Origin of the sequence: Aequorivita iocasae, from assembly GCF_016757735.1 — a bacterium.
GTDB classification, from domain to species: Bacteria; Bacteroidota; Bacteroidia; order Flavobacteriales; family Flavobacteriaceae; genus Aequorivita; species Aequorivita iocasae.
The window spans coordinates 1,516,957-1,540,440 of record NZ_CP068439.1 but is presented as its reverse complement, the minus strand read 5'-3'; the positions used below and the strand labels follow the sequence as shown (position 1 = coordinate 1,540,440).

The window sequence follows — 23,484 nt, the reverse complement described above, 5'->3', positions numbered from 1 at the left end:
TTTAATGATTAAAATATTAACTACAGGCGGAACTATTGAAGGGTTAGATTATGTAGATGATAAGGGAATCAAAAAAACGAATATATCTATTGGGGATTTTCTCGATAGGGCAAATGTAGATTTTGAATATGAAATTGAAAGTATCTTTAAAAAAGACAGTAGAGCAATAACGGAAAAGGATAGGGAATTGCTTGTTCGCAAGATAAAAGAAACTAGTGCGACTAACATTCTAATTACTCACGGCACTTTCACAATGGAAGATACTGCAAAATATATAGGAAAGAAAGACTTGAACAAAACTATTGTTTTGGTTGGTTCTTTCATATTAGGTTCATCTGCAGATACAGATGCACCGTTTAATTTAGGGTATGCAATAAGCTCATTACAGCTTCTAAAACCGGATGTTTATATTGCTATGAACGGACAAATTTTTAATTGGAACAATGTTTCCAAAAATTTAGAAACCAACAAATTTGAGCGCAATGAATAGGAATATAAATGTTTGGAACTTCAATACATTGGACGACGTTCTTCTATCTATTAGTAGATACGGTTATAGTATTGTTTACACTCTACTTTTCTGGAAAGAAACCGAGCAGTAATTTTAAGCGGTTTCTAATTCTTGGTTTATTATTTGTTGTCTATAACGCTACTGGCGGATTTCTTCCGACTGATAATTTTCCTGGACCATTTATACTTCAATACATCATAACATATAGCGTGGCAATCACATTGTGCGTTTACATTGTATATTATCTCTACAAGGAGTATGATATTGTCGTTCTGAAATTTAATTCTTCAATTCGGAATCTTGCCATATTTGCAACCGCTAGTTATATCACTCTATTTTTAGTTCCCTATCTTATCACAGGGTCTTTGGACTCTGCCAGAATTCTCTTTACCATACCGATTTCAGTCGCTGCCTTTGTTTTTCTATTTATATTTTACAGACGAATTTCGAATCCAAGCAATCCCAATGCCTTTATTTTAAGGCGTAATAGATTATCTATCATAAGTGTGGGAAGTATTGCATTGTTACCTATTTGTACAGTTATTGGAGATTATCAATGGTTGACCTTTACCGTGATGAACTTGGCCTTCTATGCCATAACCACCATTGAAGTAGACAGGTATTTATACTTTATAGAAAATAATAACCGAATGTACGAAGTGTTCGCTCTCAAAAAAAAGCAAAAGGTTGAAGCGATCGAACGTAAGATTTTTTATGAAGATTTGACGAGAAGAGAAATTGAGGTTGCTCTTTCCATTTTAAGTGATTTAAGCTATAGAAATATTGCTAAAGATTTATTCATTGCAGAAAGCACCGTATCAAAACACGCTTCAAATATCTTCAAAAAGACAAGCGTAAAAAATAGGCGTGAATTCTTAAAACGATTTCGTAAGAAAAAGAAATAATTCAAATTCAGTCTGAAAACGTTGTGTTTACAATATATCATAAAAATTCCGTAGAAAAATACGGTGCATTCCGTAATTAAATACGGAAAGTTTTCCTTTCATAATTCTTGTTTAAGATTATCTTACTAAAGTTCTACAAAATACACTAATAACCAACAAATTTTATGAATTATCGTGGCTATTACTATAGTTTTCAGAACAATGAAAAAAGCAACTCAACCTTATCAATTAAATCAAGTCACTATGTTTTTTAAATTAAAAGTACCTACTTATGAATTTTCAAATACTTTCGAAAATACTGCTTCAGGACCTTGATGAAATAAAAAATCAATATGATAATATTTTAGAAAGGGCTAACCGTTCAATAAGAGTTTGTCGTAATTTATTGACAACCTTTAAAAAAGAAATCCTCTATAAAGAATTCCAAACCATCAAGGAAGAAATAAAATTCTTTAAAGAAACGAAACAAATTCCGCTTACAAACCTAATTTATTTTTCAGAAATACATTCCTTTGAAGTTCAGTTTCCAAAAGGAAATAAAGATGACCAGTTAAAATTCATTAAGAAGAAAATCAATAAGTTAAATCGATTTTTCCTTATCAATATAGATTTTGGACGATACATCAATTCTGGGGCTACCCATTTTGACAAAGAATACTATACACGAGATTACCTTGAAACATTTCACATTATAACATCCAAATTCTACTTCCAAGACCCTGAATTTTGCACACCAAGAGATATGCTTCTTGGCAAGTACAAAGCTTATGATTCATTAGTATTTTATTTGGATGAGAAAAAATTCCAAATCCGAAAAGGTTTAAATGGTAAACCGAAAACCACTAAACCAATAGAAAAAATTCAATGGCCATTTTCAAATACGGATTACGTGGAACTACTTTATGCGCTCTGTGCAAAAGGTTTAGGAAGGCAGGATAATCAAGGCATAATGAATGTTTCTAAAAAACTGCAACAGATATTTGACTTCACACCAAAAGACATTTACAAAACCTTTCAAGAGATCAAAAACAGGAAAAATAGTAGAACACTCTTTCTAGACCAACTTTCCACATCCTTACTTATAGAAATGGATAAAAGCGAAGAATAAATCGTTAGTTTCAACCAACACTTCTCTTTTAGAACTCTTAAAAACGACCGTACTACGGTTGACCTACGGTAATTGAATTCTGCATCTATTTTCCATAAAATTTAATATGTTTTGAGGGTATCATTTTGCAAAAACCGGCTCAAAACGCACCAAAAATTCCCAAATTTCAAAATGTTAAATTTTGACCGTAGTACGGTCATACTGGGGAATAAAATCCATCAAACCTACCCAATTTTGTAGAACGAAAGTCAAATCAGGTCAGGGGCTATCAAATTAGTTGACAGCGATGCGATAGCCTCTTTCCATTAAAACCGTTCTATTATGCCAACAAGTATTATTACCACAGACGACCTTCGGGAATTCAAAATGGAATTGCTCGATGACATCAAACAACTATTATCCAAACAAGCCACTGGAAAGCTGAAAAAATATCTCAAATCTTCCGAGGTTATGGATTTACTTCAAGTCAGTCCAGGCACACTTCAGAACCTTCGTATCAATGGTACTTTGCCCTACAACAAAGTTGGTGGCATCATCTACTATGACGCAGAGGAAATTCAAAAAGTTATGGATGCCAACCGTGTGCAGCACGGCCTAAATTCTTAAAAGATGAACTACATAAAGCTACTTAATGCGGCTTTTGAAAAGTTCTATTTCGATGACCGCCTAAACCCTACCCATATCAGTTTGTATATGGCACTGTTCCAAGAATGGAACAGTTGCCGCTTTATGGATGAATTTTATGTAAACCGTCGCGATTTGATGCGATGTGCTAAAATAGGTTCTAAGTCTACATATCACAGATGCATCGTCGAGTTAGATTCTTGGCAATACTTAACCTATTTCCCTTCCAACAATCCCTACAAAGGCAGCAAAATAAAGATGGCCATTATTGGGACAAGTGATGAACCGGTTGTGGGACAGTACAATCCCATATTAGAACAACTTGCGGAACAGTACCATCCCAGAGGTGTACCGCTTGAGGGACACCACCATCCCAAAAATGGACAGGTTGTGAACCAACACCGTCCCATAGATGGACAAGCATTGGTATCTAATACAAACAATATCAAACAAGAAAACTATATAAAACAACCAAAGGGCTGGCAGGCCGTTTTTATTTTTTTTGAAGAAAAAGGTTTTGATGCTGATGAAGCTAAAAAATTCTATGAGCATTACCAGACCAGAAATTGGCAAACTGGCGATGGCAAGGAAATCAGAGATTGGCGAGCCGTAGCCATCAACTGGATGGACAGAACCGAAATATTCGACGAGGAAAACAAACCAAACAAAAAACAAGCGTCCCAAATCAAGGACAACTTGCGAACCACTAAAAACAAAGATTATGGACAACCCCTCTAAAATAACCGAAGGTGGCGTGGAATATTCGCTCGGAAAATTTGATGGTAAAAGTGTGATCTATGATTTTCCAAAAATCTTGATTTACCTAAATGCCAAAGGCAAACTTTTGTTTGGCGAAAAGTTTAGGATATATGATGAAGACAAGGATATTTTGCTGAAGCTCTGTTCCTACTTCATCAAGGATAAAGACAACTGTGAGACTTATGGTATTGACATTGACAAAGGCATTCTACTTTCCGGACCCGTTGGCTGCGGCAAAACCAGTTTGATGAAATTGTTGCGCCATTTGGTTCCACTACAAAGACCTTACGAAATGATTCCCTGCCGGAATGTAACCTTCAGTTTCAACCATCTTGGGTTTAAAACGGTTGAAGAGTATGGTAATACCAAATTTTACTGTTTTGATGATTTAGGTGTGGAACCATCTGGTAGATTCTACGGAAAGGATTTGAACGTAATGGGCGAAGTGCTCTTATCCCGATACGAGCTTTACTTACAAACCAAACACAAAATCAAGACGCACGCCACAACCAATCTCAATGCTGAAGAACTGGAAGAACGCTATGGTAATCGTGTGCGTAGCCGAATGCGAGAACTTTTTAATTTGATTGCTTTTGATACTAAAGCTGGGGATAAACGGAAGTGAATTTAAGGTATGGCTTTTTAACAACAATTTTTATTTTCTTGAATCGGCGGACAAGCCACAGTACCATAAGAACAGAATACACAACAATCCCCTTCTTTTGGTTTCAGAACCGTTTTGCAATTCTCACATTCATAAAAGAATTGACAGGCGGTGGTTGGCATTTCTTCAGCCTTTTTGTGGCCGCATTCTGGACAGGTAATCGTAGATTTTAATTGAATCTTCATTATTCTATTATTTTGTACCCCGTGCTTTCTATAGCTTTTCGGATTGTGGGCAAATCGGTTTTGGTCTTGTCAAATTCCACTATGGTATTAGCATTTTCGTAGCTGGCTTTGATAGAAATAATTCCGTCCAATTTATTGACTTCGCTTTCTACGTGTGCCTCACAACCTGCACAGGTCATTCCAGCGACTTCAAAAGTCTGTTTTTTGATATTGGATTGAGAGACATAGACGATATCCTTGGCGGGCTGTGCATAAAATAGATTGGAATAGTACGGGAAGGCCAGCATCAATGCGGCGAATAGTGTTACTATCAATAAGAACCGTTTGGATTGCCAAAACGATGGTTTCGCATCATCTTCACAGGCGCAATCTATTTCTTCCTGTGTTTTCGGTCGTAGTTTCTGGTACCAGGCAAAGACCAAAACAATAATGGTCAAGCCGATAAGATAGGGTCTAAATGGCTCGACCCAAGAGAATGTAGATGCAATTCCGCTTGTTCCAGCAATTAATGCCAAGACAGGGGTTATACAACATATTGATGCTGCAACTGCGGTAAAAATGCCGGTATAGGCCGCGGTATTTGAAGTTTTATTCGGTGCCATAATGTAAACTTTCTAAGCTGTTTTCTTTCTTGCTGAAATTGAATTGAAAATTCCATTCAAAACATTGTCCTCACTCTTTACCAGCGAATAATACAATGTTTGCCCTTCACGTCTCGATGTAATAATTCCCGCATCCTTCATTTTACGGATATGTTGGGATACGGCAGGAACACTCATTTCAAGAATGTCAGCAATATCGCAAGGACACAGTTCATTCTCTATGTTCAATAGAAATAGAATTTTCAGTCGTACCTCGCTTCCCGCAAGAGACAAAATTTTGCTTATTGCTTCTAAGCTACCTGAAGAATTCTCTATGGTTTCCTTACATCTCGATATTTGCTTCTTGTCTGCTTCGTTCCGTGTACAGGTTATTTCCAAGCTCATCTTTTTTGATTTAAAGTGGCCACAAATATATCATTATTATATTATTTAAGCAAATACTTAAATACACTATTGAATAAATTGTTTTTTATAATGTGTAGATAATAAACTTAGGTAATCTAACTTCTAAAGCATTTGTACAGTAAAATAACTTCTGAAACACATTGTAAAACAATGTCCTTCAAGCTCTTCGTTAACTCTAAAAAAATATCTTTCATAATTCTATTGATTTTTGAATGGATAATAATATCGATAGTGCGATACGCTCAATATTGTGGTTGTCTGAGATATAGCTTTCTTCATCCCAATTGGATAAAAAGCCCAATTCTATTAATATGGCAGTACAATAATCTGCTGTTTCCCTTAGCACCTGAAAGTTCGCAAACTTCACACCTCTGCTATCATAGCCTATTGCTTCACAAAGTGCACTTTCAATTTGATAGCCCATAAAAACCGATGCTTTTGAGAATTTTTCTTGTTTTCTTGAAGCGTAAACTTCAATACCTCTTGCATCCGGATTATCGGAATGATTGCAATGCAAAGACACAAACAAATCAGCATTTAAGGCTTTGGTCAGTTTAGTCCTGTCCGATAATGATATTAAAGTGTCTTTATACCTGGTCAAATAAATATCGAGTGGTTTTTCCAAGTCGTCATTTAACTTTAAAATCTCATTTGCAATCGATAAAACCACATCTTTTTCTTGAATGTCATTTATACCAATTGCACCAGCATCTTTTCCGCCGTGTCCAACGTCAATTATTATTCGTTTTTGAGCAGTCGATTCTTGTCCAAAAATGAAGCACATTTTTAGAACCAAAATCACAAAACTGACGTTTTTGAGCAGATTTTTCATTTTCAATTTTCGGGTTATCAACAACTTCCCTTCAAAAATCCATAGGATTTGATGCCAAATAATAGCAACGGAATTCAAACAATATCAAATAATATTTTATTCACAAATATTTGATTTTCAGTTATTTAAGTTCAAATATATGTAAATTTCCAATAACGAAAATGAACCAAAAATTTAAACTGTTCCGTTATGAAAAAATCACACTATTTAGCATCCATTCTTTCGCTCTTATCCACTTCGCTTTTTGCTCAAATTGGTGGCATTGAAGATTCAGTTAACGATGTAGGCGACACTATCCGAACTATTTTTCCAATACTTCTCGGTGTAATCTTCCTTGTAGGTTTCCTGTTTAACGCAGGACATTTTTTTGGGGAAAATGCAGATTTAAAAAAGGGGATTACCCGAGTTTTAGTATTTGTATTGATTGCAGGTGCAGTAGTCGGAATCTTTACTTACCTAATAGGAATCGTTGTATAAATGAAACGGTTCGAAGTCTATAAAAACATCAGGAAAAGGGCGGTCATTTTTGGGCTGCCCATTTCCCTGTTTGCTTTGATGATGGTTTCTATTTTGGCTTCGTTGCTCATCATCATCTTCTCTTTCAGCTTTGGGATAATAATAGGTGTGTTGGTTTTCAACGCTTCCCTTTATGTGGCGCTGACGAGAATAGCCCACAATCCACAACTATTCCAAATGGCTAAGGCTTTTCCAAAAATCATTAGTAACAAAAGAAATTCTGGCTTCGATTATGAACAAGATTAACCTTTCGGCATATCAACCCATCGTAGATATTCAGGACAATATCGTATTTGCCAATAATGGCAATGTTATTTTGTGCTACAAAGGAAATCTGCCGGAAATATACTCGTTGTCTGAAAAGGATTTTGAAGATATGCACGGTGCTTGGTTTCAGGCATTAAAGTCTTTGCCAGTTGGTACTGTGGTTCATAAACAGGATATCTACTTGAAGAAATCCTATTCTTCAGAACAACTTCCGAATTCCACCTTTTTGGAAAAAGCTACCCACGAGCATTTTAAAGGTCGTGGACATATCGAGCACAGCTGCTATTTGTTCTTCATATTGACCAAAAATAAGGCACTCAACAATCCGAAATACGTCAACCCTTTCAGAAAAGTTTCAAAAGGAATCGTACAGGAACTGGATGACAATATTAAAAGCTTTGTAAACTCGGTTAGCGATTCGGTTTCCTTCATCAATAATAGCCGAAAGATGGATTTTGTTTCGCTTAAAGCGGAAGAGATACAGCAACTAACAAGTGCCTATTTCAATGGCTTTAATGAAGGCTACGATACCGATATTTTACTGGACAAAAAAAGCGTCAATATTGGCGAAAACCATTTTGATGCCCTGGCCATCAACAGCGAACTGTGCTTTGGCGAAAGTGTACAGAGTAGCAAAACCAATGAGAAATTCACTTCTGACGATTTTGTGTTTCATCAAGGGTTTATTGATGGCTTAGGGCTTACGCTTAACGAGAATCACATTGTCAATCAGATTTTGTATCTGGATGACAAACAGAAATGGCGTAAACTGCTCGATAAGAAGATTGAGGAACTCAACAAAAGTTCAAATTTCGGTTCGCAGAATAAAGTGGTGCTTGGCAAAATCCAGCACATTCTTGACCAAATCAATGCCGATGATAATGCACGAATCATCCGTGGTCATCTCAATATTGTCTATTGGGCGAAAGAAGCTAAAGAGCTCGACAAAATAACTTCAAAAATAAAGACCGAATTTAAGGAATTGGATATCATACCATACTATCCAAGAGGCGAAGAACGTAAGAATTATATCCTAAACAGTTACTGCTGTTTTTCGTCCAATTTCTCGAACAACGATTTGTATGTAACGGATTTAAAACACGCGCTTTGCCTGTTCATCAATAACACCAATTACAAAAGCGATCCTACCGGAATCATCTTCAACGACCGTGAGCATAACATTCCTGTTTTAAAGGATGTTTGGGATGAAAAAAAGAAACGAATTAAAGCAAGGAACTTTGCCATTTTTGCACCAACGGGCGAAGGCAAATCGTTTTTGGCCAACAACATCCTTCGCCAATATTTTGAAAGTGGCGTTCGTCTGGTCATTATCGACTTGGGTGGCTCTTACACCAAATTTGCAAAGCTCTATCCTGAACAATATACCGTACTTCGTTATGAGAGTGGAAAAAATTTAGGCATCAACCCATTTTACATCAGTAACCAAAATGACCTGACACCTGAAAGATTGGAAGACTTATCGGTGTTCCTGTTTGAATTATTTGCATCGGACTTAAAAGTGACCAAAGCACAATCGGTTTCCATAAAAAAGATATTGCGCTATTATTACGATAGCAATTCTGAAAATCATTCTTTGGAAGGCTTCTACAGTTTTATAGAAAAGAATCAGAAAGACCTTCTGAACACCTTAAAAATCCATCCCGACTACTTCAATGTTACAAGCTTTTTGCACGTAATGTCTGAATACGTCGGCGATGGTCTATATAGTTTTCTTTTTGAAGTGAGCGAAGACCAGACCTATAAAATTGAAGACAAACGATTGATTGTTTTTGAACTGGATGAAGTCAAGGATAACAAGGAAATCTTGTCCGTAATGTTGAAGCTGATAAAGTCCGCCATCCAAAGAACCATTTGGAAAAACCGTGCTGAAAAAGGAATTATCCTATTCGACGAGTTCGCCAAGCAACTGAAGTTTGAAAACGTATTGGAAAGCGTAGAATTTTACTATCAAGCCATACGTAAACAAAACGGTGCGATTGGGATTATCCTTCAATCCATCAATCAGCTTCCTAACAATTCAACTTCTGCAAGCATCTTGGAGAACACACAGGTCATTTATAGCCTGAACAATGAAAAAGGCTATGACGAACTGGTTAAAAGGCTCAACTTTTCAACCCACGACTTAAACCAATTAAAGTCTATTAAAAACAATCTTTCCGGACCACGGAAGTACACCGAAATGTTTATCAAAATCGGGAGGGAAAGCAACATTTTCCGTCTTGAAGTTCCAAAGGAAGTGTATGCAGCTTATTTGACCGATGGAAAGGAAAACGAAGAAATAATGAAGCTCTACGAAGAGCATCACGATATGAAAAAAGCAATAATTCAATTCACATCTAAAACATAATATTATGAAGACAAAAATTTTAGTACTCGCAATGGCATTGCTGTTCAGCTTGAACATTAAAGCACAGGGAATGCCAGTTTATGACAATACCAATTTTATTAGTTTAATAAAACAACTATTAGAATCTGGGAAGCAAACCGCAAACATTATCAAGACTGTCAAGTTCTTAAAAACAGCAAAAGAAAACATTGAAAAGGTCAACGATGTGGTTAGGCAATTGAATGCCGTTCGTGAGATTGGCCGTAACAATCAGCGACTCATTGATGTGATGCAGGATGATTTAAAGGACATTCTTGATAGCCCTTACATCAAGCCCGAAGAAGTTGCAAGGGTTTCTGAATCATTCACTGCCATTGTAGAAAATTCTTTGGATACAATGAATTTCATAGATGAAATCCTATGCAGCGATTATCTGAAAATGAGCGACGCTGAACGTGCTGAAATCCTCAAACAAAAAGAACTGGAATCAAAGGAAATGGTTTCCAATGTCAAAGCCAAAACGAAACGCTACAAGGATATTATTTCCTTCAGAAAAATGCAGGATAAAATCAATAACCGAGAAACCGAATATTAAGGATGACCGCAACAATCATTTTAGGGATTGGACTGGAATATATAGACACGGTTTTTCAGACCATACAAAACAGCAGCTTCTCGCAATATACTATTGCAGGAATGAAAACGCTTGCTGTTTTGTTTTTTCTGGTCAATATCCTTAAAAAGTATAATGAAGGTGTTGCAGATAAGGACGGTTACACTTGGGGATTGAGTCCTGGGGAATTAGCGAAGAATTTTGCCATAGTCCTTTTGGTCATTTTTTCGACACAAGTGTTAGGCTTTTTCGATGGCATCTTGGTTTCTATAGAAGCACAATATCGAGGAACTGCACCAGCTTTATTGCCTTTGCAAATGCAGGACATTCCGATAGAGGAAGATGTAAATCTAATTGATGCTGCAAAAAATGCAATGACATTGCTTTATGAAGCTTTGGTAACGCCACTTTACGGGTTCAAAATATTTGCCTTTATCATTGGGATTATCCTATGGATTTTAGACCTGTTCATTTATCCGCTCTTTTTAGCAGAACGATTCTTCCTTTTGGGGATTATGCAGGCATTTTTTCCGTTGGTCATCAGTTTAGCTGTATTTGAAAAATTCCGTTCCCTCGCCTATAATTTTTTCAAATTGTATGCAGCGGTTTATATGCTCGTACCAGCCTTTTTTTTGGTCAACGTATTTGTTAATGCGCTATATACAGAAATCAACACAAACTTTTGGAATAATCTTTTTGGAACAGATGTAGGCCAAGGTTTCTTTGCTCCTGTTGTACAACTTGGTTCAGTAGGCTTCATTGTTTTCCTGAAATTCAAATTATATAGACGTGCCACGTCCTTCACGTTAAGATTATTTTCCAACTAAAGCAAAATCAGAATGAAAACACCTTATAAGAATATTTATAGCATCCTAAAATTAAATAGGTTCATCGTTTTGGCAGTCGTAGTGTTTGCCTTTTTGGCGAGTACATTTTCCGTTTGGATAGCATTTAGAACTAACCAAAATGCACTCAATAGTGCATTCGCCATCAACACCGATGGTAGCATCATTCCGCTTAAACTCGTTACCCAAAAGGAAAATTTCAGGGTTGAAGCTTTGGCGCATTTGGAACTGTTCCACAATTACTTCTATAACATCGATGCAAGCAACTATGAACGGAACTTGGAAAAAGCGCTTTGGTTGGGCAATAGTTCAGTTGACAATCTGTACCGCCAGAAAAAAGCGGATGGCGTTTACAACCGCTTATTACAGTATTCGTTGGTTCAAAAAGTGTTGAGCATCGATTCAAGGATAATTGAAAATAATGGTTCTTATAGTTTTACAACAACAACCATTTTTGAAATCAATAGAGGCTCTATAATTGACACCTACGAACTGGTTTCAACTGGAAACCTCATTATGGTCAATCGGAACTTCCCGAACAATCCACACGGATTATTGATAACAGATTATTTTGAAAACACCTTAAAAAAACTGAACAATGAAAATTGAGCCGACCTGCCTGCCGGCAGCCAGGTAATCGGCATTTATAAACCACGATTATGAAAGTAGAAAAGAATAAAATAGTTTTTGCTGCGGTTTTGGCAGTAATCTTCATTTTCCTGATATCATACTCTGTAATGGTAATGGGAGATGATGAAAGTGAAAATGAAAACCTCGAACAGACCCAAATACCAGATTTGGAAGAAAATCAAAAAGAATACGATTCCAAACTGGATGCCATCAATGATTTAAAGGAAGTACGTGAAAACAATGCTCCGAGTATCTATGATGAAAAACTGATTGATTCCCTTGGCTTTTATAGTGCAGATTTGCCTGAACGTGAAAAAGAACGTATCGTGGATAGCATCTATTCAGCTGGAAAAATCAAATATTCTGATTTGACCTATCAGAATCTTGGGAAAAGAAGAACAGCTCCCAAAAAAGTTCAAGAAGTAGATTCCGCAGACATAAAAAGAGAACAGAAAATTGAAGCCAAAGAATTGGGCCTGGAACATCAATTATTTTTTGCTGCTTCTCCAAAACCAAACGACATTTCAATCATCGGGAATACGGATGAAACAATCTACGTGGTAGTCGATGGCGACCAAGTAGTAAAAGCAAATTCCCGATTGCGGATGCGACTTACCAAGGCTGCAATGATTAACAATAAACAAATGCCAAAAAACACACTCGTTTTTGGATTTATCAGTTTTCAGCCCAATCGCGCTTTAATAGAAATCGAGAATATCAGACATCATCCTACTAAACTCAAAGCTTTCGATTTACAGGATGGTAGTGAGGGCATCTATGTACAAAACAATTTTAGATCAGAAATTACCACGGAGGTTCTGGACGATGTTATAGGCGATATCAATATTCCGAGTGTTCCCGAAGTTGGTGGTATTACTAAAATCCTAAAACGGAAAAATCGAAGCATTAAAGTGACCGTGTTGAACAATTATAAGCTTATTCTAAAACCAAAACTATGAATCTAACAGGTTCTCAAAAATTCACTATTATGAAAAAATATATCATAACTTCATTATTTATAGCTGTTGCAACTTTTGTACCTCGACTTTGTTGGGCGCAGGTAACAGCACAAGAAACAATCGTAATAGATACCATCTATGCGAATGACACTAAAAATGTTGCGCTGTTTTTTCCAGAGCCTATTCGGCAAGGCATAACCGGTTCGGACAATTTTATATTTACGTATAACCGAGAAAAAGAGCAGTATTTCGGTTTGCTTCAAGCAAAGCCTGGAAAAGAAAGCAATCTTCTGATAGTCAATAGAGATGGTTCAATTTTTTCGTATATTGTAAGGTATAAAAAGAATTTAACCAAGTTCAATTATTTCATTCCGAAGTCAAGTAGTATTGGGAACGAAAGACCAATAATGAATGATTCTATTTCGGTTGCTACTGCTGAAAGTAAAATTGATAATAAAAATTATTATTACCAGAAATTCAGTTCTTACCTTCTTGAAAGAAAGCAACGTGTAGGTAGGATTAAAAAGCGAACCGAAGGAATAGTTTTGAGCGTTGAGAACATTGTTTTTGATACGGAAGAACTTTACTTCGTCATCGAGATTAAGAATAATTCTACTTTGGATTATGATTTGAATTTCTTAAAACTCTCGGTTGAAACAAGACAAAAGGGAAAAAAGAAATCGTTACAACGTTTGTATCAAGAACCATTATTTAAATACAATCAGCCTTCCAAAATAAAGGAAAATGAAACAGTTCGGTTTGTATATGTAATACCAAAGTTTTCATTATCCAATGACCGCAGAGCAATTTTGGAATTGCACGAAAAAGATGGTGAACGCAATATTAAACTGAAAATATCACATAGTCATATCAATAACCCAAATTAGTAACGTTATGAAAAATTTAGTCATTTGCTCGTTCTTATTGTTGTTCTTCTCCTGTTCAGAAAACAAGAATCTTTCCCCTTCTGAAACTGCCAAAGTTGTTGCCGAAAGTTTTTATCACGGCGATGAAGCTACCTTAAAAAAGCATACAACTGCGGAAGGCTATGCAAACCTTTCAAGCATTCAAGCAATGTTTACTGAAGATAAAGATTCAGAAGCTAATTTTAAAGTGGTGGATGAAGCTATGGATGGCAAGGTGGCTTGGGTAAAATATTCAACTTCTTACGACCAAAAACCGGGTGTTTTTAAACTGATTCAAGAAGATGGCGAATGGAAGGTAACGCATAATGGGCCGAGGGATAAAGGGCCGTTTTAAAAAAAGAAATTCTATTTTAAATTTAATTAATTCATTTCGAGTTTAATTTCCCAATAGCCCCCTGTCTCGCAGTGACGCACTAAAAAATCTTTATTTTTAATAGCTGTAATGTGTTTGCCAACAGCAGATTCATTGATACCTAAAGCTTCAGCTATTTCAGTATAGGTAATAGTAGTATTGTTTGCTATAAGTTTAATAACTTCTTTTTGTCTTTTAGTTAGTGCTTTAGTTGCATCAATTGCACCACCTGTTACACCACCTGTTACACCACCTTCTTCTTTAGCCTTTTCATTAGCTTCTGTAACAGCTTCTTTAGCAATAAGAGTCATTCTAGAAAATTATCTGAAAAACTAAAGCTATCTTTTCCATAGTATTCTAAGATTCGAGGAATGCCGGAACCTAGTTGCTCTACCAGTTCTAAATCTTTAAAAATTCGCATTAGTTCCTTGTTCCTTGGAACTGAAAAGCCTTCGAAAAATTCTTGTTTGCTTAATCCTTCTGGCAGACCACCGGCCGATGTGATTTCAATTCTATCTGCAAAAATTTCAAACTTTGGGGCGATTTCATTGGTGTAGTCATTATGAACAATTGCATTAATGATTTTGCCATAATAACTTACAAACTAAAGAGAAATATAGATTTTTATAATAAAGGCAAACAATATTACTATTTTTGACAATTACCAACATAGAAGCCTTTATGCCAAACAGAAATCACTTAAGAATTATAGCAGATAGACAGCTAGAAGAATCTGGACAAGTAAAGTTCAATTACGGTTTCGGAAACAATGATGATGAAGCAAACCCAGAGCCGAATTACATATTTATGGCAAGAGCTTTTCGGGAAGATTTACAATCGTACCGAAGTGACCTCGAAGTGAAAGCAATTGCAAAAAACAAGGCCATTAATGTACCTTATGACGTAGACTATATAGAAGTTGATTTTATGGGGCAATTTCATTTGGAGAAATATTATAGCATTTGGTACGATACATTTGGCCTTGAAGGAGTAAGCTTCACAAACTATAATAGAACGGCATTATTCTCTATTTCAGATCGTGACAAATTTCAAGTCTTTATAACAAGTGTTGAAGGATTAATTAATAGAGGTTTAGAAAATAACGCGCAAGCAGTTTATAATAAAAATATACTTTTTGTAAAAAACTTTAAGCTTCTCACATTAAGTGATGTGCTGCAAGTAGATGCTGATAATATTGGTAATGTTGTCATACTTAAAACCATAGAACTACCTGCGAGTCCTGCCGTTGAAAATGGGATTATTGAAGCACTGGAATTTTACTTAAAAGATCATCTCATTGTTTATGAAATTGATAGAGAGTCAAATAGATTAGAGCTTTACGACACTACCTTAAATGAACTTATTGCTATTGCTCAAAACTTCGATGTTATTGAGAGCATTACGTCTTCCCTTTCGGGAGTAGTGCGGCCAGGGGTATACAACATACCAAGTAGGGCTTTTGGTTTTGAAATTGCAAATGCAAATGAGGATCTTCCATTAATTGGAATTTTGGATACTGGTATAAGTATGCAAACACCACTTTCAAGTATTACATTACAGGATGACACCTTTACATTAGACGGCAATCCATTAATAGACAACTGTGGAAACGATGGACACGGTACAATGGTTGGAGCATTGGCAGCACTAGGAAGACATAATCATAGTAATAATTTTGAAGGTGAAATAAATGCAGATGCCAAGTTGCTTTCTATAAAATTAATTGGTAGTGGTGATGGCTATCTTTCTGAAAAAAAGGTAATTGAACTACTGTATAAAGCGAAAAATAAATATCCTCATTTAGGTATTTTCGTCTTAACAATTTGTTATAAAACTCATAAGAAAACGAATGAAACATTTTCTAACTACACCTACGAACTTGACAAGTTTGCGTATGAAACCGATAGTTTAATTTTTATAAGCGTTGGAAACAATGTTCAAGCAATGAATGAAAATGTTGATTATGACTTAAATTACTTTGACAATGAGCACACAAATTTAAATACGCCAGCAGATTCTATGAATAATGTAACTGTAGGAGCAGCTGCAGATGGCTTATATAACGGTGTATTTAACGGTATTTCATCAGGAAAAGAGTTTCCTGCTATTTATACTCGTAAAGACCACATTGATCTTGCTGCCATCTATTCTGTTAAAAAACGAAATAAAAATCTTTTTAAACCTGACGTTATTGAAAGTGGTGGTGATTATGGATTCTACAATCCTACCACAATAGATTTTATGGATAATGCTGCAATGTCTGTATTATCATCTAACCCTGCTTTAGGATACACAAAAGAAGTTGGGACAAGTCTAGCTGCCCCGTTAACTGCTAATCTTGCTGCAAAGCTTAAAATTGCATATCCGGATTTAAAGTCACAAACATTAAAAGCATTGATAATTAATGGGGCTACATTAAAAAACACTGTGTATCCCGATGCAAACAAACCTTTGCTAAACAGAACTTCGGGTTATGGACTCATTGATGCAGATAATACTATTTTTTCAGATGAGAATAGCGCTACAATGATTCTTGAGGACTATATCCAAAGTGGTGAACAGAAAATTTACCCTGTTAACTTTCCAGACTATTTAATTTCAACGAATCTTGGTAAAATTAATGGCATTCTTAAAGTGACCGCTACGTTGTGTTTCAGCTTTTTGCCATTACAGCATAATCAATTAACCTATTGTCCAGTGCATATGGCATTTAGTGTTTTTAAAAATCATTCATCTGATGATATTAACCGAGTACAGCGAGAGTTAAATTCGAAATTACGTACCACTTTAAGTTGGTCACAATCCGCTAGAGATAAATCAACGCCCGCTCCTTACAGTAATGTTCAGAAAATTGAATTCAATATTGACGTTGCACAATTGCGTAGTGAGGGTAAAACCTTTAAACTGGCTGTACAAGCATTATTATCTAATCAGATTATGGCGTCCCAGGTTGAGAATTATCCAACAGAATTTAATTTCTCACTTGTTCTTAAAATTGAAGAAACATTAAGAGCTAATACTGGTAGACTCTACGACGAGTTAAGAGCAATTAATAATGTGGAAGTAATAAATATAGCCGAAGCCGAAGCTGATTTAGAGGGAGAAGTTTAAGCGTTTATGTCAAGTGATTTCTTTTCTGCAATAACAAGAGATTTCCAAATATGGCTATCAATTTTAGTAATTGACTTTATATCTCTATCACTATGCTTAAACAGACTTCTCTTCAATGCAGTGAGCAGTGTTTTCTGAATACTGTAATAGGACAAGCCTTCGCACATCTTCATAATTTTAGTTGCCTCACTCTTGTTACTGAATAAAAACCCACTCTTACTTAATGTTAGTTCAACCAGGTTTTTAATTTGTTGTGTGTTGGGTAAAGAAAATCCTATTATATTATCAAATCTTCTCGTCAGAGCTGAATCTAACATTTCTTTTTGATTCGTGGCAGCAATAACAATACTGCTTTGAGGTAAATAATCAAATAACTGAAGGATAGTATTGACCACACGCTTCATTTCGCCGTGGTCTTGACTATAATCACGGATTTTTCCTAAACTATCAAATTCATCAATAAAAATAATACAGTCTTCAAGAGCTGCCTTTTTAAATATTTTAGAAAGATTTTTACTTGTTTCGCCTAATTTAGAAGAGACGATTGCTCCCAAATTAACAACTACCATCATTTTATTGAGTTCGCCGGCAATCACGTAAGAGGCTAGTGTTTTACCACAACCAGAAGGTCCGTGCAAAAGTAATTTATTTGAAACGGGAAGATTGAATCTTTGAAGCAATTCAATTTTATCGTGTTCTTCAATAAAGTGTTTTAGTTCTCCCATTACGACATCATCTGCAACAATGTTTTCTAAAGAATAATCTGAAGTGATTTTTTCAAGAATTAAATCTTGAATGTCACGATCATCAAGACGCTGATAATAAGAATCAGAACCAACTTTAGTCAAATTATTAGTGCTCTGTTGTCGCATAGACTCTTTAAGGATAGATTGCAATTGAATTGCAAAATTCACTTTTTTAGTCTTTTTAGAATGCTCAACGAGCTCGTTGATTACAGTCAATAAGCGTTCCTGGTCGTTTTCCAAACCATACTTCGCTATTTCTTTTATGTAATCAAATTGGCTCAAATCGTTCTGGTAAATTTTATACAAATATAACGAATTATGCTGATAGTTTAGTATTATACTACTCTTTAAAGAATCTTCATCTTATTGTATTTCAGTTAAATAAAAGTGTATTAAGGAATTAAAACAAAAATCCTCAATGAAATGCCCCAACAATAAATTAATATTCAATATAACCCATTACCCAAATATCGACTGCGCCTCCTCATAAACCCGTTCAAAATTAGCTTCCAAATCAAACTGAGAATACTGCTTCGATTCTTGCGGAAACTCTCTTTTAATATTGGCTAACTTGAACTGTATCTTTTTATCCTTTCCATCTGCATAGGTTATAAATTCGCCTTGTTTCAATCTGAAAAAGACATCTGCCCTAATTTTTGGTATTTCTTTTTCTCCAGTTGTAATTCGAGTATCAAAATCGAGATTATGCCCACGACTTATACTTTTGGTAGGATCCTTAATAATTTCAAAAAACCGTTCGTAATATTTTGCGGTGTCTGGGTCATTGACTTTACCGAAAAATTGATAGGATAGATTGCTTAAAATCGCTTTGCTTGCCTTGTCCCCATACATCATATCATTTTGTATTTTGTCCTGCATCACATAAATCGTAGAAATATTATAGCTTCGAAGTGTCGCAGGAATACGATGCATATTCAATAAACGAATGGTTGGTGCTTCTTCCATCAATAGAAAAGATGGTTTAGAATTCCGAATGCTCATTTGCTTTGTAATCGTATGAATGATGGTCGCTATTACAGGCGAATAAGATGTTTCAAATTTTGGATTGTTCACTATTGAAATCACACAGGGGTTTTCTGGACTATTTATATTTAAAGGAACTTCGTCCGCAGACAACGCCATAAAAATGCGCTGTGTACTAATTCGTTTCAAAGCATTGGCCAAGGTGCTTTTTACTCCTGCGGTCTGTCTTTCAGAATCCTTTCCACTAATAAAAGCATCTGCCATTGCCCTCGATGTCGTATTGGTTTCCAAAAATCGGATAAGGCTTTCCGTGTCCAAATATTGATAAACCGCAATTAAGTGTGGAAGGGTACAGAATTGTGGATAGGTCGTTTTCAATTTCCAAATCAATCCACCAATCAAGCCTTCCGCAGCATCATTGAAAAATTTAGTTGTTCCGGTTGTTCCTGATTCCCTTTGTTCTAAAAGGTTTTCAATTAATACCCTTGAAACCTCATTTACGCTTTCCTCGTTCTCTAAATAGCGTGGCGCAATAGGATTTACCCTATGGATGATTTTATCGAAGGAAATGACCTTAAAAGGGATATCGCCATCCTTAAAGAGTGGATAAGCTATTTCGGTCAGTTCAAAATCTTTGTAATCGTGAATAATACCGCAAAACCCTTCTTTTTCGAAGTGTTTCAAAAAACCATAGACTACACTTTCGGTCTTTCCACTTCCCGCAGAACCGATTATAGATGCACCACGTTTGATGTTATCCAGTTTGAAGTTACCTTTTGTAGTGGCAAAGTTGACCTGATATTTGGCATTTCCACTTTTAGGCTCGTCCGTTTTATGCAAGAATACATACATTCCTATATTAATTAATATCAGAGGACAAACCAAGTAAAGTGCTACTTGCACCAATGGTAATTGTTCATTTAAATAATATACAAGTGCGCCAATCAACAGAAAATTGACGACAAATGCATATCTGCTTATCCGAAATATTCCATAGAAAACACTACTGGCCAAACCAATAATAAAAAGTACAGTTACGAGATTGTCCATTTGCATAATTTTAAATTAGATTCCGATGGAACTCGATTTAATGGCTACTTCCGCACCACGTCGTAGACTATTAAAAATTTTCATCGCCAATTGTGCCTGTGTAACAGGAATACTCGGCATCATCGGGATGCCACTTTTCCCCATTATTTTGAACGCCAATGCTTTTTCGTTGGTGGGCAGTTTCATTAATGAAGCAAAATAGATTTTCGGATTCTTGATGAAATCCTTTCTTGCTTTATAGGTTTCGGCGAAGTTCCTTTGATAGTCAAAAGTCTTGTCAAAAGTCTTTTCTGCTTTTGTAAAAAATCCATCTCTGTCAAATCCCCGTTTTACCGTTTTACCATTTAATTCAACATCGGAAGCTTTGTACTTACTTCCTGGGGACAAGCTGAATTTATTGGAAGCATCCTTACGGCTCACAATTATATGGATATGACTTTGGTTTCCTGCTTTTGGCATTCCTTGTACGATTCGTTTTCCGTTCTGTTGGTGTGGGGCTTCTCTTTCGAGTTTCCCTATTTCTTTTTCCAATTTTTTCACATTCCCTTCTGCTCGTCCATCTTGCACATTTCGGATTTCAGTTTTTAGTTGAAGTATTTTTGTGGCATACGGTTGGTTTTCTTTTATCTGAAAGTCCGTTCCTTTAAAGGCTCTTTGGTGTTCAATTTTAGCATAGTATTTTATATCATCGATTGTAATGGGTCGCCCATTGATTTCGCGATTAAATGAAGCCACATAATCCTTCATAATCTCACGGGTGTATTTTTGCAAATCCTCACTATGGTTCTGCAACCGTTTCAGTTCGTATTTAGATGGGCTTACGGTAATGGAATAAAACCGTGGTTCGTGCTTTTCGAGTTTTGCCGTATTGCCATCAATTTCCTTGACCACTTCCTCTGCTGAAATCTCGTCGCCATATTGGTTAAAAAAATGCTCCATATCCTGTTGTTCCAATCCTTGGTTTTCCTTCTCCAGATAGCCAACAAAATCAGCCGAACTTTTAGAATAATTACCTCCTATTTTTTGAGGTGAGATTGTAATATACATAGCTCAAAAATTTACAGTTGGTTACTTGGATTTTGTTTTTCACGGAAGCGTACTTCCTTTTTTTCTTCGGCATATTTCTTTTCCAAAATCAGCGGTTTTTTGTTTGGCTGTTCTGTCTCAAAAAGGGATTGAATCATTGCGACCGTGGGCTTGGTTTGGGTCTTTTCAACATCCCTCATTATAGCGATTACTGCATTGATTCTTTTTAATAGTTTGGCTTCGATGGTTCGCCCTGTCGGACCCAATTTTTCCTTTGGGGATATCTCGTTATAGAAGAAAAAATCAAGAATATTTTCCATTGCTTCGGTATGGGTCTTGAAGTGTGTCTTTGAAAATTCCTGAAAACGTTTGGCAGTTTTCCTTTTGAACCTGATGGTGATGAATGAATCCATTTTTTTTCGCTTTTTTTTGTGTTTGACGTAAATCCATCCCTGTTTACAGACTGTGTGGGGGCATTTGACGCAAATCGAAGAAATTTATATAATCCATTAATTTTCAAGTATTTGAAAATTAATGGATTATACGCTAAAAGAAATATGTAACGTGGCTCTGCCCGTTACCCTCTTGCTATTCCTTTTCGTTCGCCACAGGCGAACAAAAATTTCATACAATCTGGCTAAAAAGCCAATTGCCTTTTAGGAATTCGAAAATTCCTCAATGTAAAATATAGATGGATACAGCTATCAGCGAAAGTTAAAAATGGGATAACTATATGAATTTATGTGAGCTGAATTTCAGCGAAATAAAGATACGCTTTTTTCTCGACTTGAAATTAATTGCATACAAAAACACCTCCAAAATTTAGAGGTGCTTGATTATTAAGTTTAGAAAATTAGATGTTGAATATGAACTTATAGGAATATAAATTTCGTAATGCTTCTTCCTCTATCATCGTTTCAAAACAGGTATAATTTTCCCTTACGTATTTGCGAATATCATCGCCAAATTTTCGTTCCACATCTTTTTTAGAATTTTCTAAAAGACGGTTTTGAGCCTCCTCGCTCAAGTCTGTAAAATTTAGATAAACCATAGCTTTAAATTTTAGTATTCGCTTGGTAACATCAGCGTATCATTTACAAAAAATAAACGCAATTCATCGAGCGGAAAATGGGTTGCCCGATAGCCGTGTTTTTCCAGAACATTATCGTTGCCATCGGTATAAATAATTTCAGCTTCGTAGCCTGTAACGACTTGTTCATCTTCGGGTAATCTTTTAAAGTCGATGGTAACAAATTCGCTTCGGTTCATCAGACTTTTTGCAATTACGGAAGTGTCCGTAATGAGCCAAAAACAATCTGCTACATTAGCAAGATATTTTAGTCCGTCTGTAAAACGTGTTCTTAATAATGGGATTTGATAGAACATTTCCGTACCGTGAAAATGTTGCAATCCTTCTTTTATTTCGTTAACTTGTGCTTTCATTGTTCATTTATTTAAGTGAATAATTAAAAGAGGGCACGAACTAATTGAAAACTGGTATCTGTGCCCTCTTGGATTTTTATGGTTACTTACCATTTTTAGACCCGACCAAAAGAATTTCCCTTGCTACAACTTCGGTATAGTATCGTTTTTCGCCTTCCTTGGTTTCATAAGAGCGTTGCGCCAATTTGCCCGCAATGGCAATTTGTTTTCCTACTACTGCATATTTCTCAATGATTGAAGCAAGTTTTCCCCAAGCCACAATACTATGCCAATGGGTTTCCGATTGCTTCTGCCCTTTTGAGTCTTCGTAATTTTCATTTGTAGCCATTGAGAACTGCGCCACAATTTTTCCGTTTTCAAGATTTGTAACCTGTGGGTCTTGCCCAAAGTTCCCGATTAACTGAACGTGATTTTTAATAGTTTTCATAATAAAAATTTTAAAGATTTTTAATGAAAAAAGGGCGCAACTTTCGAGAGGAACGCCCTCTTTAATTTTTAAGAATTACTTGTCATTTTTACTTCCAAGTAAAAGGATTTCATTTGCTTCGATTTCGGTAACAAATCGCTTGATACCCTCTTTGTCCTCGTAGCTTCGGGATTTCAATTTTCCCGTAACACCTACTTCCTTGCCTTTACCTACAAATTTTTCGATAATTTCGGCAGTCTTGCCCCAAGCCACAACGGTATGCCAATTGGTTTCTGTTTGTTTTTCGCCTTTGGCATCCTTGTAATACTCATTAGTAGCGAGTGAAAAACGGGCTACTTTTTTACCGCTTTCAAGGTTTGTAATGGTTGGCTCTTGTCCAACGTTTCCGATTAACTGTACGTGATTTTTTAAAGTACTCATAATAAAATATTTAAAGATTAATTAAAATGCTATCTGAACCATTCAGACAGTTTATTGTTATATTTTTTTGAAGTGATTTACTTATTATATCTTGAGCGTTTTCCTTTTTTGTTTTTTTTGGTGTCGCTTCCTTTTTGATGTTTTTGTAAGATTTCATAAGATTCATTTTAGATTTACTTCCCATAGCGCCCTCGCTGTTACCTTTTTTTGTTGCTGATACATTTTCA

The 23,484-nt window shown here is 35.8% G+C and carries 30 protein-coding genes and 1 pseudogene; 16 read left to right on the top strand and 15 right to left on the bottom strand.

Annotated elements, in window-relative coordinates; translation table 11 throughout:
* The first annotated feature begins 4 nt into the window (after positions 1–4).
* From JK629_RS07140 to JK629_RS07115, 6 genes are all read left to right on the top strand, one after another.
* Positions 5–490, top strand: coding sequence for an asparaginase domain-containing protein (locus tag JK629_RS07140; protein ID WP_154192194.1), 486 nt, complete (start codon positions 5–7; stop codon positions 488–490).
* Between the two features lie 71 nt (positions 491–561).
* Entirely contained in the window at positions 562–1,416 is an 855-nt protein-coding gene (locus JK629_RS07135) for a helix-turn-helix domain-containing protein (RefSeq protein ID WP_225626178.1), read from the top strand.
* Positions 1,417–1,687: 271 nt separating this feature from the next.
* Entirely contained in the window at positions 1,688–2,524 is an 837-nt protein-coding gene (locus tag JK629_RS07130) for an RteC domain-containing protein (RefSeq protein ID WP_154192197.1), read from the top strand.
* Positions 2,525–2,845: 321 nt separating this feature from the next.
* Positions 2,846–3,130, top strand: a complete 285-nt coding sequence (locus tag JK629_RS07125) for a helix-turn-helix domain-containing protein (RefSeq protein ID WP_154192199.1) — start codon at positions 2,846–2,848, stop codon at positions 3,128–3,130.
* Between the two features lie 3 nt (positions 3,131–3,133).
* Positions 3,134–3,886 (top strand): hypothetical protein, encoded by a 753-nt coding sequence (locus JK629_RS07120; protein WP_202337878.1) that lies wholly within the window; start codon positions 3,134–3,136, stop codon positions 3,884–3,886.
* Positions 3,870–4,532 (top strand): ATPase, encoded by a 663-nt coding sequence (locus tag JK629_RS07115; RefSeq protein ID WP_008610942.1) that lies wholly within the window; start codon positions 3,870–3,872, stop codon positions 4,530–4,532. The genes JK629_RS07120 and JK629_RS07115 overlap by 17 nt, the downstream gene beginning before the upstream one ends.
* Before the next feature lie 17 nt (positions 4,533–4,549).
* Here JK629_RS07115 and JK629_RS07110 read toward each other — a convergent pair whose 3' ends face one another.
* The 4 genes from JK629_RS07110 to JK629_RS07095 all read right to left on the bottom strand — a co-directional run bounded on the left by JK629_RS07110 (position 4,550) and on the right by JK629_RS07095 (position 6,595).
* The gene (locus JK629_RS07110) at positions 4,550–4,756 is read right to left on the bottom strand and encodes a GDCCVxC domain-containing (seleno)protein (RefSeq protein ID WP_008610941.1); all 207 of its coding nucleotides are present in this window, start codon (positions 4,754–4,756) and stop codon (positions 4,550–4,552) included.
* Positions 4,756–5,358: a mercuric transport protein MerTP gene (gene merTP, locus JK629_RS07105; RefSeq protein WP_008610940.1), complete on the bottom strand. Its 603-nt coding sequence runs from the start codon at positions 5,356–5,358 to the stop codon at positions 4,756–4,758. The genes JK629_RS07110 and merTP overlap by 1 nt, the downstream gene beginning before the upstream one ends.
* 12 nt (positions 5,359–5,370) lie before the next feature.
* Positions 5,371–5,742: an ArsR/SmtB family transcription factor gene (locus JK629_RS07100; protein ID WP_008610939.1), complete on the bottom strand. Its 372-nt coding sequence runs from the start codon at positions 5,740–5,742 to the stop codon at positions 5,371–5,373.
* Between the two features lie 211 nt (positions 5,743–5,953).
* Entirely contained in the window at positions 5,954–6,595 is a 642-nt protein-coding gene (locus JK629_RS07095; protein WP_008610938.1) for an N-acetylmuramoyl-L-alanine amidase family protein, read from the bottom strand.
* Positions 6,596–6,784: 189 nt separating this feature from the next.
* Here JK629_RS07095 and JK629_RS07090 point away from each other — a divergent pair, with 189 nt between their 5' ends.
* The 9 genes from JK629_RS07090 to JK629_RS07050 are packed head-to-tail and all read left to right on the top strand — an operon-like array spanning position 6,785 to position 14,032.
* Entirely contained in the window at positions 6,785–7,072 is a 288-nt protein-coding gene (locus JK629_RS07090) for a hypothetical protein (RefSeq protein WP_008610937.1), read from the top strand.
* Positions 7,073–7,357, top strand: coding sequence for a hypothetical protein (locus tag JK629_RS07085; protein ID WP_031427462.1), 285 nt, complete (start codon positions 7,073–7,075; stop codon positions 7,355–7,357).
* Positions 7,344–9,746 (top strand): TraG family conjugative transposon ATPase, encoded by a 2,403-nt coding sequence (locus tag JK629_RS07080; RefSeq protein WP_154192203.1) that lies wholly within the window; start codon positions 7,344–7,346, stop codon positions 9,744–9,746. The genes JK629_RS07085 and JK629_RS07080 overlap by 14 nt, the downstream gene beginning before the upstream one ends.
* Positions 9,747–9,750: 4 nt before the next feature.
* Positions 9,751–10,320: a conjugal transfer protein gene (locus tag JK629_RS07075; protein WP_154192205.1), complete on the top strand. Its 570-nt coding sequence runs from the start codon at positions 9,751–9,753 to the stop codon at positions 10,318–10,320.
* 2 nt (positions 10,321–10,322) lie between these two features.
* Positions 10,323–11,165 (top strand): hypothetical protein, encoded by an 843-nt coding sequence (locus JK629_RS07070; protein WP_111877874.1) that lies wholly within the window; start codon positions 10,323–10,325, stop codon positions 11,163–11,165.
* Between the two features lie 12 nt (positions 11,166–11,177).
* The gene (locus tag JK629_RS07065) at positions 11,178–11,792 is read left to right on the top strand and encodes a conjugal transfer protein TraK (protein WP_154192206.1); all 615 of its coding nucleotides are present in this window, start codon (positions 11,178–11,180) and stop codon (positions 11,790–11,792) included.
* Positions 11,793–11,842: 50 nt separating this feature from the next.
* A complete protein-coding gene (traM, locus tag JK629_RS07060) occupies positions 11,843–12,772 on the top strand; it encodes a conjugative transposon protein TraM (RefSeq protein WP_154192208.1) in 930 nt (309 codons plus the stop codon).
* Between the two features lie 29 nt (positions 12,773–12,801).
* On the top strand, positions 12,802–13,659 hold the full coding sequence (locus tag JK629_RS07055) for a DUF4138 domain-containing protein (protein WP_154192210.1): 858 nt from the start codon (positions 12,802–12,804) through the stop codon (positions 13,657–13,659).
* Positions 13,660–13,666: 7 nt separating this feature from the next.
* Positions 13,667–14,032 carry a nuclear transport factor 2 family protein gene (locus tag JK629_RS07050; RefSeq protein ID WP_026754835.1) on the top strand — a complete coding sequence of 122 codons (366 nt, stop codon included), beginning with the start codon at positions 13,667–13,669 and terminating at the stop codon, positions 14,030–14,032.
* Between the two features lie 26 nt (positions 14,033–14,058).
* On the opposite strand, the gene JK629_RS15505 is transcribed toward JK629_RS07050, so the two are convergent.
* Together JK629_RS15505 and JK629_RS15700 are read right to left on the bottom strand one after the other, a co-directional pair.
* Positions 14,059–14,361: a winged helix-turn-helix transcriptional regulator gene (locus JK629_RS15505; RefSeq protein ID WP_225626176.1), complete on the bottom strand. Its 303-nt coding sequence runs from the start codon at positions 14,359–14,361 to the stop codon at positions 14,059–14,061.
* 2 nt (positions 14,362–14,363) lie between these two features.
* A pseudogene (locus JK629_RS15700) lies at positions 14,364–14,633 on the bottom strand (ATP-binding protein); the annotation flags it as partial.
* 71 nt (positions 14,634–14,704) lie between these two features.
* On the opposite strand from JK629_RS15700, the gene JK629_RS07040 reads away from it, so the two are divergent.
* Positions 14,705–17,161: a S8 family serine peptidase gene (locus JK629_RS07040; RefSeq protein ID WP_026754834.1), complete on the top strand. Its 2,457-nt coding sequence runs from the start codon at positions 14,705–14,707 to the stop codon at positions 17,159–17,161.
* Here JK629_RS07040 and JK629_RS07035 read toward each other — a convergent pair.
* The 9 genes from JK629_RS07035 to JK629_RS06995 all read right to left on the bottom strand — a co-directional run bounded on the left by JK629_RS07035 (position 17,158) and on the right by JK629_RS06995 (position 23,414).
* Positions 17,158–18,189, bottom strand: a complete 1,032-nt coding sequence (locus JK629_RS07035; RefSeq protein WP_154192212.1) for an AAA family ATPase — start codon at positions 18,187–18,189, stop codon at positions 17,158–17,160. The genes JK629_RS07040 and JK629_RS07035 overlap by 4 nt on opposite strands.
* Before the next feature lie 177 nt (positions 18,190–18,366).
* Positions 18,367–19,947, bottom strand: coding sequence for a type IV secretory system conjugative DNA transfer family protein (locus JK629_RS07030; protein ID WP_154192214.1), 1,581 nt, complete (start codon positions 19,945–19,947; stop codon positions 18,367–18,369).
* 9 nt (positions 19,948–19,956) lie between these two features.
* The gene (gene mobB / locus JK629_RS07025) at positions 19,957–20,988 is read right to left on the bottom strand and encodes a MobB family relaxase (protein WP_154192216.1); all 1,032 of its coding nucleotides are present in this window, start codon (positions 20,986–20,988) and stop codon (positions 19,957–19,959) included.
* 11 nt (positions 20,989–20,999) lie between these two features.
* Positions 21,000–21,380 (bottom strand): BfmA/BtgA family mobilization protein, encoded by a 381-nt coding sequence (locus JK629_RS07020; RefSeq protein ID WP_008610923.1) that lies wholly within the window; start codon positions 21,378–21,380, stop codon positions 21,000–21,002.
* Between the two features lie 440 nt (positions 21,381–21,820).
* The gene (locus tag JK629_RS07015; protein WP_026754830.1) at positions 21,821–22,018 is read right to left on the bottom strand and encodes a hypothetical protein; all 198 of its coding nucleotides are present in this window, start codon (positions 22,016–22,018) and stop codon (positions 21,821–21,823) included.
* 11 nt (positions 22,019–22,029) lie between these two features.
* Positions 22,030–22,410 carry a DUF6876 family protein gene (locus tag JK629_RS07010; RefSeq protein ID WP_026754829.1) on the bottom strand — a complete coding sequence of 127 codons (381 nt, stop codon included), beginning with the start codon at positions 22,408–22,410 and terminating at the stop codon, positions 22,030–22,032.
* Between the two features lie 82 nt (positions 22,411–22,492).
* The gene (locus tag JK629_RS07005; protein WP_037348909.1) at positions 22,493–22,837 is read right to left on the bottom strand and encodes a single-stranded DNA-binding protein; all 345 of its coding nucleotides are present in this window, start codon (positions 22,835–22,837) and stop codon (positions 22,493–22,495) included.
* Positions 22,838–22,912: 75 nt separating this feature from the next.
* Positions 22,913–23,257, bottom strand: a complete 345-nt coding sequence (locus tag JK629_RS07000) for a single-stranded DNA-binding protein (protein ID WP_026754828.1) — start codon at positions 23,255–23,257, stop codon at positions 22,913–22,915.
* Positions 23,258–23,267: 10 nt separating this feature from the next.
* Positions 23,268–23,414: a hypothetical protein gene (locus JK629_RS06995; protein ID WP_166517889.1), complete on the bottom strand. Its 147-nt coding sequence runs from the start codon at positions 23,412–23,414 to the stop codon at positions 23,268–23,270.
* Positions 23,415–23,484: the final 70 nt, after the last annotated feature.

What these genes read in the sequence shown, in the direction of transcription:
- JK629_RS07140 (WP_154192194.1), top strand. Translation starts at nt 5, where the DNA reads ATGATTAAAATATTAACTACAGGCGGAACTATTGAAGGGTTAGATTAT.
- JK629_RS07130 (WP_154192197.1), top strand. Translation starts at nt 1,688, where the DNA reads ATGAATTTTCAAATACTTTCGAAAATACTGCTTCAGGACCTTGATGAA.
- JK629_RS07125 (WP_154192199.1), top strand. Translation starts at nt 2,846, where the DNA reads ATGCCAACAAGTATTATTACCACAGACGACCTTCGGGAATTCAAAATG.
- JK629_RS07120 (WP_202337878.1), top strand. Translation starts at nt 3,134, where the DNA reads ATGAACTACATAAAGCTACTTAATGCGGCTTTTGAAAAGTTCTATTTC.
- JK629_RS07115 (WP_008610942.1), top strand. Translation starts at nt 3,870, where the DNA reads ATGGACAACCCCTCTAAAATAACCGAAGGTGGCGTGGAATATTCGCTC.
- JK629_RS07110 (WP_008610941.1), bottom strand. Translation starts at nt 4,756, where the DNA reads ATGAAGATTCAATTAAAATCTACGATTACCTGTCCAGAATGCGGCCAC.
- merTP (WP_008610940.1), bottom strand. Translation starts at nt 5,358, where the DNA reads ATGGCACCGAATAAAACTTCAAATACCGCGGCCTATACCGGCATTTTT.
- JK629_RS07100 (WP_008610939.1), bottom strand. Translation starts at nt 5,742, where the DNA reads ATGAGCTTGGAAATAACCTGTACACGGAACGAAGCAGACAAGAAGCAA.
- JK629_RS07095 (WP_008610938.1), bottom strand. Translation starts at nt 6,595, where the DNA reads ATGAAAAATCTGCTCAAAAACGTCAGTTTTGTGATTTTGGTTCTAAAA.
- JK629_RS07090 (WP_008610937.1), top strand. Translation starts at nt 6,785, where the DNA reads ATGAAAAAATCACACTATTTAGCATCCATTCTTTCGCTCTTATCCACT.
- JK629_RS07085 (WP_031427462.1), top strand. Translation starts at nt 7,073, where the DNA reads ATGAAACGGTTCGAAGTCTATAAAAACATCAGGAAAAGGGCGGTCATT.
- JK629_RS07080 (WP_154192203.1), top strand. Translation starts at nt 7,344, where the DNA reads ATGAACAAGATTAACCTTTCGGCATATCAACCCATCGTAGATATTCAG.
- JK629_RS07075 (WP_154192205.1), top strand. Translation starts at nt 9,751, where the DNA reads ATGAAGACAAAAATTTTAGTACTCGCAATGGCATTGCTGTTCAGCTTG.
- JK629_RS07070 (WP_111877874.1), top strand. Translation starts at nt 10,323, where the DNA reads ATGACCGCAACAATCATTTTAGGGATTGGACTGGAATATATAGACACG.
- JK629_RS07065 (WP_154192206.1), top strand. Translation starts at nt 11,178, where the DNA reads ATGAAAACACCTTATAAGAATATTTATAGCATCCTAAAATTAAATAGG.
- traM (WP_154192208.1), top strand. Translation starts at nt 11,843, where the DNA reads ATGAAAGTAGAAAAGAATAAAATAGTTTTTGCTGCGGTTTTGGCAGTA.
- JK629_RS07055 (WP_154192210.1), top strand. Translation starts at nt 12,802, where the DNA reads ATGAAAAAATATATCATAACTTCATTATTTATAGCTGTTGCAACTTTT.
- JK629_RS07050 (WP_026754835.1), top strand. Translation starts at nt 13,667, where the DNA reads ATGAAAAATTTAGTCATTTGCTCGTTCTTATTGTTGTTCTTCTCCTGT.
- JK629_RS15505 (WP_225626176.1), bottom strand. Translation starts at nt 14,361, where the DNA reads ATGACTCTTATTGCTAAAGAAGCTGTTACAGAAGCTAATGAAAAGGCT.
- JK629_RS07030 (WP_154192214.1), bottom strand. Translation starts at nt 19,947, where the DNA reads ATGCAAATGGACAATCTCGTAACTGTACTTTTTATTATTGGTTTGGCC.
- mobB (WP_154192216.1), bottom strand. Translation starts at nt 20,988, where the DNA reads ATGTATATTACAATCTCACCTCAAAAAATAGGAGGTAATTATTCTAAA.
- JK629_RS07020 (WP_008610923.1), bottom strand. Translation starts at nt 21,380, where the DNA reads ATGGATTCATTCATCACCATCAGGTTCAAAAGGAAAACTGCCAAACGT.
- JK629_RS07015 (WP_026754830.1), bottom strand. Translation starts at nt 22,018, where the DNA reads ATGGTTTATCTAAATTTTACAGACTTGAGCGAGGAGGCTCAAAACCGT.
- JK629_RS07010 (WP_026754829.1), bottom strand. Translation starts at nt 22,410, where the DNA reads ATGAAAGCACAAGTTAACGAAATAAAAGAAGGATTGCAACATTTTCAC.
- JK629_RS07005 (WP_037348909.1), bottom strand. Translation starts at nt 22,837, where the DNA reads ATGAAAACTATTAAAAATCACGTTCAGTTAATCGGGAACTTTGGGCAA.
- JK629_RS07000 (WP_026754828.1), bottom strand. Translation starts at nt 23,257, where the DNA reads ATGAGTACTTTAAAAAATCACGTACAGTTAATCGGAAACGTTGGACAA.
- JK629_RS06995 (WP_166517889.1), bottom strand. Translation starts at nt 23,414, where the DNA reads ATGAAATCTTACAAAAACATCAAAAAGGAAGCGACACCAAAAAAAACA.